At 66.6% G+C, this 12,476-nt stretch carries 12 protein-coding genes; 9 read left to right on the top strand and 3 right to left on the bottom strand.

The window, feature by feature from the left end; all coding sequences use genetic code 11:
- Positions 1 to 144 precede the first annotated feature (144 nt).
- The 3 genes from VGQ44_13420 to VGQ44_13410 form a co-directional block, all read right to left on the bottom strand.
- Positions 145 to 777, bottom strand: a complete 633-nt coding sequence (locus tag VGQ44_13420) for an Ig-like domain-containing protein (GenBank protein HEV8447823.1) — start codon at positions 775 to 777, stop codon at positions 145 to 147.
- A gap of 3 nt (positions 778 to 780) precedes the next feature.
- Positions 781 to 1,854: a hypothetical protein gene (locus VGQ44_13415; protein HEV8447822.1), complete on the bottom strand. Its 1,074-nt coding sequence runs from the start codon at positions 1,852 to 1,854 to the stop codon at positions 781 to 783.
- 108 nt (positions 1,855 to 1,962) lie between these two features.
- Positions 1,963 to 2,661 carry a VIT family protein gene (locus tag VGQ44_13410; protein HEV8447821.1) on the bottom strand — a complete coding sequence of 233 codons (699 nt, stop codon included), beginning with the start codon at positions 2,659 to 2,661 and terminating at the stop codon, positions 1,963 to 1,965.
- Positions 2,662 to 2,960: 299 nt separating this feature from the next.
- Between VGQ44_13410 and VGQ44_13405 the strand changes: the two genes are divergently transcribed.
- From VGQ44_13405 to VGQ44_13365, 9 genes are all read left to right on the top strand, one after another.
- Positions 2,961 to 3,623, top strand: coding sequence for a response regulator transcription factor (locus tag VGQ44_13405; protein HEV8447820.1), 663 nt, complete (start codon positions 2,961 to 2,963; stop codon positions 3,621 to 3,623).
- 470 nt (positions 3,624 to 4,093) lie between these two features.
- Complete coding sequence (locus VGQ44_13400; protein HEV8447819.1) at positions 4,094 to 4,597, top strand: Hsp20/alpha crystallin family protein; 504 nt, start codon at positions 4,094 to 4,096, stop codon at positions 4,595 to 4,597.
- A gap of 409 nt (positions 4,598 to 5,006) precedes the next feature.
- Positions 5,007 to 6,266, top strand: coding sequence for a DUF4010 domain-containing protein (locus VGQ44_13395; GenBank protein ID HEV8447818.1), 1,260 nt, complete (start codon positions 5,007 to 5,009; stop codon positions 6,264 to 6,266).
- Between the two features lie 51 nt (positions 6,267 to 6,317).
- Complete coding sequence (locus VGQ44_13390; GenBank protein HEV8447817.1) at positions 6,318 to 7,370, top strand: AI-2E family transporter; 1,053 nt, start codon at positions 6,318 to 6,320, stop codon at positions 7,368 to 7,370.
- 12 nt (positions 7,371 to 7,382) lie between these two features.
- Positions 7,383 to 8,285 (top strand): universal stress protein, encoded by a 903-nt coding sequence (locus VGQ44_13385; protein ID HEV8447816.1) that lies wholly within the window; start codon positions 7,383 to 7,385, stop codon positions 8,283 to 8,285.
- A gap of 170 nt (positions 8,286 to 8,455) precedes the next feature.
- A complete protein-coding gene (locus VGQ44_13380; protein HEV8447815.1) occupies positions 8,456 to 8,962 on the top strand; it encodes a hypothetical protein in 507 nt (168 codons plus the stop codon).
- The gene (locus VGQ44_13375; GenBank protein ID HEV8447814.1) at positions 8,959 to 9,891 is read left to right on the top strand and encodes a universal stress protein; all 933 of its coding nucleotides are present in this window, start codon (positions 8,959 to 8,961) and stop codon (positions 9,889 to 9,891) included. Before VGQ44_13380 ends, VGQ44_13375 begins: the two co-directional genes overlap by 4 nt.
- 254 nt (positions 9,892 to 10,145) lie before the next feature.
- Positions 10,146 to 11,201: a hypothetical protein gene (locus VGQ44_13370; GenBank protein ID HEV8447813.1), complete on the top strand. Its 1,056-nt coding sequence runs from the start codon at positions 10,146 to 10,148 to the stop codon at positions 11,199 to 11,201.
- 237 nt (positions 11,202 to 11,438) lie between these two features.
- Positions 11,439 to 12,419, top strand: coding sequence for a universal stress protein (locus VGQ44_13365; protein ID HEV8447812.1), 981 nt, complete (start codon positions 11,439 to 11,441; stop codon positions 12,417 to 12,419).
- The last annotated feature ends 57 nt before the right edge of the window (positions 12,420 to 12,476 follow it).

The following is a 12,476-nucleotide window of genomic DNA, read 5'->3' as shown; positions in this document are numbered from 1 at the left end:
AACCGCGCGGTCACAGAGCGCGCCACGGGGACGTGGTCGGGCTCAGCGCACATCGCCGTATTGGCCGCCTGGATCGCCAACGGAACGACGAGACGGCCTCCGAAAATCGGAGGCCGTCGTGGCGATCGTCGGCTTACGCGATGACTAGTGAACGGTGATCGAGCTGGAGGCGACTCGGCCGCCGGCGCTCACGATGGCTTGCGTCGACCCGACCTTCAGGAGTCGGAGCTGCACGGTCTGATTCCCCGTGCGCGTCAGGCTGGCGACCGAGGGATCGGCGACCGTGAACGTGTAGACCGTTCCACCGACGATCACGCCATTCGAGCCGACGGCGGTCGCCGTGAGCACGATGCTGTCGCCGACCGCGCCCGCAGCCGTCGTTGGAAGAAGCGTGAGACCGGTGACTTGGTTGCTGACGGTCACCACGGAGTTCGAGGTCTCGCCATTCACGCGCGCGGTGATCGTCGCGACGCCGGGAGTCAGCGCCTGCACTCGGCCGCTCGAGTCGACGAGCGCAACGTTCGGGTTGGAGGTCGTCCAGCGAGCGTGCGGCGTCACGACCGGGAAGCCGAGCGACGTCGCGCTGAGCACGAGTTGCGTGTTGGCACTCGCCGTCACCGTGTCGGAGATGGTGATGGTCACCTGACTCGGCGAGACCTGAATGGCGAGATCCATCGGCGCGAACGGATCCGTCAGGTCATTGTCGTTCGGACAGCCGAGAAGCGCTGCCGCGAGGGGCAGCGCCAGGCCGATGAGGAGGCGTCGTGGAGAAAGCATCGTTCAATTGTAATACGTCCCGGTGGCGTTAGCGTCCTCGGCCGCATGGCGTTCCCGCTCGAGGCTCTCGCGAACCGCGTCGGCGAGACGTCCGCGGACGCGTCCTCGCAAGTTGAGAAAACCGCCGCTTGGCAATGCGTCGAAGCGATAGCGTCGCACCGTGATCAGGTACGTCGCCGGGCCCTTCGAGGTCGGCGGCGCGTCGAACGCCGCCGTCAGCTCGAGAGCGCCCTCGTAGTAATGGTCGGCGTAGATCTGCTTGACCGCGACGAGCGGTGTGCCCGACGGTGTGGTGTACATCACCATCTGTGAAATCGTGAGCGTTGGGCGCAAATGCGGCAGTCGGTCCTCCTCCCAAAACAGAACCTCGGACCACCGCGTGCCCTCGGGCGGGGAGGCAGGGCGGTGGGTCGGGTAGAACTCGAGGTAGTCGCGAAGCCCGGGGACGAAGTCGCGCAGGTATCCGGACTGCGCGAGCAGCGCGACGAACGCTTCATACGATTTCACGGCGTGGTTATCGTCGTACTGGACCATCGCCGCGCTGCCGGCGGATCGATAATCCTCGACAAAGTGAAGAAGGCTCGCGCGCGCGATCGAATCGACCTGGAGGTTGGCGGCGTCGCTCGTCCAATCCACGTGCGTCGAGAAGTCGCGCATCGTCGCGGCAGGAAGCTTGAAGTCGCAGTGCTCGACGCGGCACCCTTTCAGTCCACGGTACTCCGACGGATCGACGGCGACGCGCGCGACGTTCGCCGCTGACGGGGGATCGTCGAAGATCTCGTACGTCGGCGACCGCAGTGCGATGATGCGCCGCGGGTCGGCGAGCCGCGCGGCGATCGCGTCGCGCGTTGTCGCGATCTCCGCCATGCCGAACACCGTGACGTCGCGCGGATTCAGCGTCGGCAGCAGCTTGGTGACGACCTTACCGCGGTGCACATCGGCGAACTCGTTCGCGGTGACACCGATCGAGTCGCGGAGGTATTGCTCGATCGCCGGCTCGGGATGTTGCGCGAGCGCGCGTCCGCTCGCGAGCACGACGATCGCGAACGATCGCGCCGCGAGTGGATGACACGTCACTGACCAGCCATGAATTATGCTCCGCATTCCATCGATTGACGTGGCAGGGGGAAAGGGCTGGACCGACGACCGCGGTACTTCCACCGGGACCGGAAAGGTAGGTGGTGGCTACATCGCGGTGCCGAAGAAATGTCCGACCAACGCCGTGACGGCGAGCGCGAGAGCGCTCCAAAAGGTGACGCGAAGCGCGCCGCGAGTTCGGCTCGCGCCGCCCGCGCCGGCGGCGAGCGCTCCGAGGACCGCCAGACAGATCAGCGACGCGGCGGCAACGAGCGCGATGACGGCCGACGCCGGTGCAAACACCGTGACGATCAACGGCAGCGCCGCGCCGACGGAAAACGTCGCGGCGGACGTGACGGCGGCTTGAATCGGATTCGCGGCCTGCGTTTCGGTGATTCCCAGCTCCTCGCGGGCGTGCGCGGCCAGCGTGTCCCGCGCGCTGAGTTGCCGCGCGACGCGAAGCGCGAGTTCGGGATCGAGCCCACGATCGACGTAAATCTGCTGAAGCTCGCGAAGCTCCGCCTCGGGCGACTCGGCGAGCTCTTTTCGTTCGCGCGCGAGATCGGCCTTTTCGGTGTCGGCCTGAGAGCTGACCGAGACGTATTCACCGGCGGCCATGGACATCGCTCCGGCGACCAAGCCGGCGAGTCCGGCGAGTACGATGGCGCTTCGTCCGCTCTCCGCGGCCGCGACGCCGACGACGAGCGACGCGGTTGAGACGATCCCGTCATTGGCGCCCAGGACCGCCGCGCGAAGCCAACCGATGCGGTGAGTGAAGTGCTGCTCAATGTGACGTGTCCGACGCATGGTTAGAAGATGTAGATGGGCGTGCCGACGGGTGCCATGGATGCCGAGGCAAATCGCCGAACATCAGCCGGAATTTGCCGAGCTCTCCCGTCGCGGGCTGCACCTCGATCATGCCGAGATCGCGGCACGGACACCGTCAGGAGAACGCCGGAATTGTGCGCGGAGTTGCGCGCCGTCAGGAGTATCCGGACACAAAACCCGGGGTTTGCCGACGCCGGGGATCTCCTGACGATTACAGACTATCACTGACGGCGCCGGTCGGCGGCCGACCAACGAAATCGAAGCCGAGAGGGGCAACCATGATAAGCGAGTCAATCCGTGTCTTACTCGCCGACGATCACAGCGTCGTGCGCGCAGGACTCAAAGCGGTCCTCGGTGCGACGCCGGACGTCGTCGTCGTCGGCGAGGCGAGCAACGGACGTGACGCAGTGGACGCGGTCGCGCGTCTCAAACCCGACGTCGTCGTGATGGATCTGTCGATGCCCGTTCTCGACGGCGTCGCCGCGACGAAAGAAATCGTCGCGAGCGGGGTGGGGACGCGCGTCATCATTCTCAGCATGCATGCCGAGGAGGACTATCTCGTTCCCGCGATGGAGGCGGGCGCGTCAGGATATTTGGTGAAGACGAACGCCGACCGAGAGTTGGCGAACGCCATTCGCGGTGTTGCGCACGGCGAGGTCTACGTGCAATCGTCCGCCGCTCGAGTACTCGCGAAGAAGCTTGCCGCGAAAAGCCCAGCCGCGAGCGAACGCGAGCGATACGAAAAGCTGACCGGCCGCGAGCGGGATGTGCTGCGCCGCGTTGCGCTGGGCTACTCGGCCCCCGAGATCGGCGTGCAGCTCCAAATCAGCCCGAAGACGGTCGACACGTACAAGCAGCGGATTCAGGAAAAGGTCGACTTGGGGCATCGATCGCAATACGTACAGTTTGCGCTGCGGCTCGGGCTGCTCACCGTCGAGTAGCCGACGAGAGTCCGCTGCGCCGCCGCCGGCCGTTGTCACGGCCGATCAGCCGGCGCCACGTCGCGGCGCTGGCTCGGTATCATCCTTCTCGAAGCGTTGCGCGCGACGCACCGGCGCCTGCGGCCTTGCGTTACCATCCCAAGCGACGACGAACGCGAGAATCGGCGGGAGCACGCGATTCGCTCGATACCAGCCAAACGCTGATCGCCGTGGTGAGCGCAACCACGGTGCGCGCGGCAGTTCGGGAACGTCGGCTCATTGTCCCATCCGCTCAGCTTCAGTGAAAAAGTGCGGAGCGAGCCGGCCCCGCGTGATCGGGGAAGTTCGGGTGCTGGCCAGGCAATCGACCGACGGGAACCCCAGCACGTCCTCTTCTGCGATCACCGACTGACTCACGAGGACGAGCCATGCATTGTGACGGCGTTCGGCTGCGCCATCGGCGGCCGAGGATCACCAACCAGGAGCCGATTATGGCACTCATGAGACTCACCCGTCGTCAACCCCGCCTCGCGTTCCCGGGGTTCTTTCCATCGACGGCGTTCCCGACATTCGACGACGTGGAAAATCGAATGAACCGTTTCATAGAACGCGCGCTGAACGAGCCTTTCGCCGCCGCGACATTCCCGGAGACCATCGGGTGGGTTCCGGCAATGGACATCGTCGAGACACCCAAAGAGTTCGCCCTGACCGCGGAGCTGCCGGGCATGGAGCTCAAGGACATCACGGTCAACGTCGAGGACGGCGTGTTGTCGATCAGCGGCGAAAAGACCGAGGAGAGGAAGGAAGAGGCGGACAAGAAGGTCTACCTCTACGAGCGCAGCTACGGGTCGTTCCAGCGGTCGTTCTCGCTGCCGACCGGCGTCGACGCCTCCAAGGTCAACGCCGACTTCAGCAAGGGTGTGCTGAAAGTGCACATCCCGAAGAACGGCGACGTGAAGCCGGCGGGTCGCAAGGTGGAGATCACGTCGGCCTAAAAGGCTCCTGGTTCCAGCTTCGCGCGGCTCGTTCGGCTTCGACGGCCGCCCGGAATTCATCCGGGCGGCCGACTCTTGTGGTTAGCCGACGACCGCAGCGGGAGCGCGTGGATGAGCGGCGCTCCGGGGGGGGGCGCCGCGCGACGTCGAATTCGAACGACTCGCCGAGAAGATGCCGCCGAACGTCTTCGTTAGCGACGAGCGCGGACGCCGATCCGTCGGCGAGAACGCGCCCGTCGAACAACACATGAATTCGATCGCATAGGCTCAGCGTTCACAGCTTCTCTCTCCGCGCACGCAAGCGCAGTCCGGAAACGCCTCACGTCCTACATCCTTCGCCTGACAGACCCCCGTCCCGGAGAGAGCCAGTCTTCTGGCATAGACGTGTCGGCGAGGCGAGGAGCCCGTCATGCCATTGGACGGACAGCGAGACATCGCGACCAGATTGACCATCGCAGCATTGGTGGGCCTCGCGGCCGGTCTCGAGCGCGAGTGGTCCGGTCACGCGTCCGGCCCCGATGCGAGATTCGCCGGACTCCGCACTTTCTGCCTGCTCGGGCTGCTTGGCGGGATCGCCGGCGTTCTGGCGGCGTCTTCGGAACTCGAGCTGGCCGCCGCGATGGCCGGGGGCGGCGCGGCGCTGTGCGTCGCGGCGTACATCGTCGTTGCCCGGAAGCCCGGCGCATCGCCCGATGGAACCACGGAAGCCGCGGCACTCGCGATTCTCGCGCTTGGCGCGCTCGCCGGATTTGGTTGGATCGGAATCGCGTCGGGGGCCGGTGCGATCGTCGTTCTGCTGCTGAGCGAAAAGACGCGTCTCCACTGGCTCGTGCGGCAACTCGGCGAGCCCGAGTTTCGAGCCGGGGTTCAGTTCGCGGTGCTCGCCGTGGTCGTGCTCCCTCTCTTGCCGCCGGGCCCGTACTTCGGCGATCTGGCGATCAAGCCCCGCGCGCTGTGGTCGATCGTGCTGCTCTTTTCCGCACTCAACTTCGGCGGGTTCATCGCTCGGCGACGGCTGGGTCCGAACCGTGGGCTGAGCGTCACCGGCGCGCTCGGCGGGCTGGTGTCGTCCACGGCCGTGACGCTCACGTTCTCGCGGATGAGCAGAGCCGACGACGACCTCGGGGCGTCGCTGGCGAGCGGAGTGCTGGCCGCGTGCACGGTGTTGATTCCACGGGTGCTGATCGTGAGCGCGTTCTTGAATCCCTCGGTGTCGCTCGCGTTGCTGCCGATGCTGGCATTGCCGCTCGCCGTCGGGATCGCCTTCACATTTCTCGGAATTCGCTCGAGCGGCGCGCCCCGCGGCGCCGCCGACCGGGCAGAGAACCCGCTGCGCCTCATGACGGCGATCCCGATGGCTGTCGTGTTCCAGGCGGCGATGCTCGGCGTGATGTTCGCGCAGCGTCTGTGGGGAAGCACAGGGGTGTACGGCGGCGCCACGGTTCTCGGATTGACCGACGTCGACGCGCTGACCGTCTCGATGAGTCGGCAGGGGGCGAGTCTGACCACGGCGGTCGCGGCGCACGCGATCGCGATCGGCATTCTGGCGAACACGATCCTGAAGCTGGCCGTCGCGGCGATCGTCGGCCGCTCGGCATACCGTCGTCGGACCGCCGCCGGCCTCGGCGCGCTCGCCGCGAGCACCGCGGTCGGCCTACTCTTCGCCTGAGACAGTCGTGCGTTCGCCAGCAACGGGACTTCAGTCGCGTCGAGTGGACCGATGAGATACGGCGATCGAGTTGTCGACGCGGTGATTGTCGATTCGCGGACAAGAGGACTGCGTGTTCCTCTCCTCGTCATCGCGGTGAGTCTGCTGATCGCGATTCTACCGTTCGCGTCAGGGCTTGTCGGGGCGCTCGTTCTATTCGCGATCACGCGCCGGCTTCACATTCGGCTCGCGTCGCATCTCTCGCCCCGCGCGTCGGCGGCCATCGTCTCGATCGGCGCGGCGGCCGCGTTGCTCGTTCCGGGTGTGTGGCTGGCGTCGACCGTCGTCTCCGAAGCGCGCGTCGCGCTTCACCGCCTCAGTGCCGACGATCTCACGCGATGGTTGGCGTCGATGCCCCTGGTCGCCTCCGACATGTCCCAGGAAATCGCGGCGGCCGTGACCTCCGTCGTCGGGTGGCTTTCCGCTCGCGCCGTCCAGTTCTTCGGCGGCCTTTCGACCGCCGTCCTCAACGCGCTGCTGGCGCTGGTCGGCGCATACTACCTGCTGCTCGACGCGCCCGGTTTGTGGGCGCGTGTAAAGCGAGTGCTCTCCCTTCCGGAAGAGATCGCGGACCTTCTCGTCGCGCGCTTCGCGGCGGTCACCGACGCGCTGCTTCTTGGCACGATGCTGACGTGCGCGCTCCAAGGAACGATCGTCGGCATCGGGTTTGCCCTCGTCGGACTTCGCCCCGCCGTGCTCTGGGGGTTCGTCACCGCTTGTGCGGCGGTGCTGCCGATTCTCGGCAGCGCCTTCGTCTGGTTGCCGGGTATCGTCGTCCTGCTCGCCAAACACGAGTTCGGCGCGGCGGCGCTGCTGGCGCTGATCGGCGGCGGGCTCGCCTCGAACATCGACAACGTCGTGCGCCTGGTCGTCTACCGCCGCGTTTCCGGAATTCATCCAATGCTCACGTTGATTGGCGCGATTGCGGGTGTCCACGTGCTCGGCTTCGTCGGCGCGTTCATGGGACCGCTGATCGTTTCCTGCTTCGTCGAATTGCTCTCGATCTACGACGAGGCGAAGCGTGAACATGATCCGCCGGTCGCGCTTGCACCGCAGGTTGTTTGACGGGAGTCGCGCATGCACATCAGATCCCTCGTCGTCGGGATGGATTTCAGCGAGACGTCGATCGTCACCGCCCGCTGGGCCGCGGAACATTTCGCGCCGAATGCGGAGATCACGCTGGTGCACGCGGTCTCGCTGCCCGATCGGCCGGCGTTCGCCGAACAACTGTTGCCAGCGACCGATACGATCGAATCGGTGGCATGCCGCAGCGCCGAACGGCGCATGAGCGACGCGATCCGGTCGATCTCGACACGCGCGAAATTCGAGGTCCGCGTCGGCAAGCCGCACGAAGAGATCGTCTCGGCGGCGCGAGAGCGGCGGGCCGACGTGATCGTCGTCGGTCCTCATGACGATCGCCATGCGCGGTCGCGCTGGCTCGGTTCGACGGCCGAGCGAATCGTCCGCACGTCACCGATGCCGGTGCTTGTCGCCATCGATCCGCCGGCACGGGCGCCGCGAACGGTGCTCGTTCCCGTGAACGAAAGCCGCCTGACGGAATCCATCCTCGCGTGGGCGAGCCGGTTCGCCGTGACGTTCGATGCCGAGGTCAAGCTGCTCCACGTGTGGAGCGAGTCGCTTTACGCGTACGTTGGATCGATGGCATACGCGGGCAGTTCCGACGATCTGGCCGCGCAGCGCGTGGTCGAGCAAGAGATTCGCGACGCGACGACGCATTGGCTTTCCGACTTGACGGCGGCCGGGTTCCAGGGGCGGCGCGCGTCGGCGATCGTGAGACACGGGGAGGTCGCGGACGTCACCCTCGACATCGCTGCGGCAACGCACGCCGATCTCATCGTGATGGGGCGCAGCGGCGGGCTCGTAATCGCGCCGTCACCCTTCGGCAGCACGCTGCGTACGGTGTTACATCGAGCGCCGTGCTCGGTGTTCGTCGTGTCGGAGCCCCTCCCGGGACGATAGCTCGCCCGAGGCCGGCGTTTCGAAACGCGACGGAGTCGTCAGGCGGACCGCCGAGCCGCCGACGGTCGTTCCCCGACTCCGGTGCCGTCGGAACGGGCGCACATTGAAGCGCGCGTTCGGCCGCCGCCCACGGTGGCGCGAATATCGCGCCGCGCCGACAAGGAGAGCTCATGAGTCTCGTTCACCTTCATCTCATGCTCAACCACGCCCCCGTCATTGGAACCGTCTTCGCCGCGCTGCTGCTCGCCGTCGCCGTGTGGAGAAGAAGCGACGAATTGACGCGGGTAGCGTTGGGATTTCTCGCGCTGCTGGGCATCGCCACGCTCATGGTGTTCGCGACCGGCGGTGCGGCTGAGGGGGCTGTCGAGAAGCTTCCGGCGTTTTCCCGCGAAATCATGGAGCGTCACGAGGACGCGGCCGTCGTAGCGACCGCGATGATGGTGGCGATTGGCGTCCTCGCCGCGATTGCGCTCGTCGTGTACCGCCGCCGGCCGATTCCTCGCGGGGTGACCGTCACGGCGATCGCCGCCATGGTCGCGAGTGTCGGAGTCGTCGGGTACGTCGCCAACCTCGGCGGACAAATTCGCCACACCGAAATTCGCGCTGGCGCGACCGCGGCGCCGTCCGCGGCCATCGCGGAGACCACTGGAACGCTGGAACGAGGGGGGCATCGGTGACCGCCATCGCCACGCGTTCGCGCCGCGCGGCCTCGAAGCCGAAGGCTTCGTCGTCCGAGCGCCCGATCCTTGTCGCGACGGCGGGCGAGGACGAATCACGTGGCGCACTGCGGGTGGCGGCGGCGCTTTCGGCCTCGATTCACGCTCCCGTTGTCGCGTTGGGCGTCGCCGCGCCGTTCCCGCACAACTTCTCGGCACGCATCACGTTGCGGCCGCCGACGTCCATCGACGAAAAAACGCGGCGTGACGTGCACGACCGAATTCGCGAATCGTTGCGCGAAATTCCGCAATCAGATTCGTGGATCGTGCGCGCCTTCACCGGGACGCCCGCCGATCTGGTAGCTGCCGCGGCCGACGAGTGGAAGGCACGCATGATCGTGGTCGGAACCGGGCGTCACTCCCGACTGGACAGGATCTTCGGGAGCGAGACGGCCATTGCGGTCATGCGCAGCGCTCGCGTTCCCGTCCTCGCCGTTCACAAGCGCGCGACCGGCCTTCCCGAGCGCGCGGTGGCAGCCGTTGATTTCACGGACGCGAGCCTGGCCGCCGCCACACTCGCCGCGCAGCTGCTTGGCCCGGGCGGCACGCTGTTCGTCGCACACGTGTGCGCGTTCGGCGAAGCCAAGGCAAAACCCGGGGACTTGATCGACCTGTATCGGGCGGGCGCGCGGGCGAAGTTGGGCGAGGTGGCTTCGCTGGTACGGACGCGGACCAAGCGGCGCGTGACCGCCGCGATGCTCACCGGGGAGGCGGGTAGCGCGATCGTCAGCTTCGCGCGCCGCGAACGCTGCGATCTGATCGCGCTCGGCGGTCACCCGCTGGCGCTCATCGATCGAATTCTCATCGGCAGCGTTCGTACACGAATCGTTCGCGACGCGCCAAGTTCGGTCCTGATTGCGCCGCCCGACGTCGGCGCCGCGACGAAGTAGTTCGTCGCGAAAAGAGGCCGCGCGGATGGCGCGGGGACCACTGACATCTTCCGCCTGTCAGGAGGCCGGCCGACAGATTTCCGAGTTTCCGCGCACGGCCGCCGGATTCCGGACGACAGGGGTCGCCGCACAATCGTGGGCCACCGCGCCGACAGACCGCGACGTGCCCGATCGCTAGCCTGACGGTGTCGAAAGGATGCTTGGCGCATCGGCGCCGTCCTTTCCGGCATTTGGCAAGCCAACAGGAGGCGAGCATGTCCAGTCAGAGATTACTCAACAGCGGGCTCGCGGCGATGTTCGGCCTGCTGCTGTGCGCGGGCGGCGCTCCCCGCGGTGCGGCGGCGCAAGTACCACGGCCGAAGATCGTGAAGGACACGGCGAAGATCGCGAAGGACGCGGCGAAGAAGCCCGTCATGTCCGACCAACGCATGAAGATCGTCAAGGAGACGAAGCCGACGGTGAAGGTGCAGGGAGCGGCCGGCGAAGTGAAGCTGCCGCCGTGCGCGGTGGATCAAGACTCGGTCACTCGAGCCGTCGCCGCCGTGCGACGGGAGCAGTACGATCGCGAGCAACTGGCCCGCGAGGCTCAGCGTCGCCTGGACTCGGCACAATCGGCGGCGCGAGTGCGCGACGCCGTCGATCGTGAGCGCGTCATCGCGGCCGCGCAACGTCAGAAGTACTTCCTCGACTCGGTGGCCTTCGCGAAAAAGACGGCGGAGGAGGCGTCGCTCGCGCGCCAGCGCCACCTCGCGCGCGGCTTCTACCTCGGCCTGGCGGGCGGCGCCAGCTCGCCGCAGCGCGATACACGCGACGGCTACACCGGCGGTTGGAACGCGACGATTCCATTCGGCTGGGACGCCACCGATCAGCCGTTCGGCTTCCGCACCGATTTTTCGGTCGATCACATGAACGGTACTCGGATCCACGATGTGGCCGGTGTCACGACGAGTACGAGCGGCGACATCACGGTCTGGTCGCTGAACGCCGACGTGAAGCTCAGAGCTCACGCTCCCGGCGGACCCACGCGGTCGCACGTGTACGCGCTCGCCGGAGTCGGCGCGCACCGTGTCGCCGAAGGCGTCTACGGGTCGACGGGTCCGTTGGCTGGGCAGAAGCTCACCTTCAGCGATGCGAACACTTCCTTCGGGTGGAACGTCGGAGCAGGCGCATCGCTCGAGTGGGGATCCACCGAGTTGTTCGTCGAGACGCGGTTCTTCCAGGTGAAGTCCGACCTCGCCTACCGTGTGAGCGGCGGCGTCGGCACATACACGAGCTTCACCCCGATCGTGGTTGGCCTCCAGTTCTTCTGATCGGCATTCGACGACGACGGCGCGGGGGACTGCCGAGGCGGACCGGCGACATGTGTCCGGTTCGCCTCGGCAACGCGTTCCTCGAGGCGGTCGCCGAGCGACCACGGCGGAGCGCGATACCGGCGCCGCAGGTGGTCGTCGGCGAAACGCCGACTCCGACCCGGTTATTCGCCGATTCTGAACGGAGCTCACCAGCCCAAGATTGACCCCAGGTCAGTCGCTCTCGCCGAGGCATCCATGTTCCACACACTGCTGGTTCCACTCGATCGATCATCGCTGGCTGAACAAGCGATCGGTCACGCCGCGTCCATCGCTCGTGAGTCCGGGGCTTCGATCGAACTCGTCCTGGTTCACGAACCATTCCCGTTCGCCGGCTACGCCGATCTCCCCTGGGACGACATGGCGGCCGAACAGAAGTATCTCGACGCGGTTGCGACCGACGTCGAGTCGGGGACACACGTCTCCACGACGCGTACGGTGCTTCGCGGGGCGCCGGCGGAAACGATCGTCCGCCGAGCACGCGAAATCGGCGCCGATCTCATCGTCATGACGTCTCATGGACGAACGGGCTTTAGCCGCACATGGCTCGGGAGCGTCGCCGATGCGGTCATGCGGAAATCCGCGATTCCGGTTCTCATGCTGCGCCCCGAGCACGAGACGCCGAACCGCCGCGCGACGCGGAGCGGGATCCAGCGGCTTCTCGTTCCGTTGGACGGATCGGGCCTGGCAAAGAGCATCGTACCGGCAGCCGCGGATTTGGCGCGCGCGTCGCATGCAGCGATCACGCTGCTTCGCATCGTGCCGATCATTCCGATCATGGTGGCGTACGAGCCGACGATGCCGGTGACGACCCTCCCGGTGATTCCCGACGAGGCGGCGACTCAGCAGCTCGTCGACGACGCGACCACCGAGATCGAGTTGGTGGCAAAGCGCATCCACGAGGAAACCGGCATTGCGATCGAGGCGCGTGCGGTCGTCGCGGAGCATGCAGCGCGCGCGATCGTCGACGAAGCCGAGACGCGGAGCATCGACGTCATCGCGATGTCGACGCACGGCCGCGGAGCTTCACGCCTGTTGCTGGGGAGCGTCGCCGACAAAGTCCTTCGCGCCAGCCGGGTTCCCGTTCTGCTCTACCGGCCTGCGGAGCGCGCGACGACGGCTCTGACGCTCGACGAAGCCGAGGTAGCGAAACAGCTCCCATCGCTGGTCGGCGAGTGAGAGGGCACACGCTTGGTCGCGCCCTCTTGGAGCGATAACGCCATACGACGCTCGCTT

Source organism: Gemmatimonadaceae bacterium (genome assembly GCA_036003045.1).
In the GTDB taxonomy this organism is placed as follows: Bacteria; Gemmatimonadota; Gemmatimonadetes; order Gemmatimonadales; family Gemmatimonadaceae; genus JAQBQB01.
This window is presented reverse-complemented; position numbering and strand designations above follow the sequence as displayed.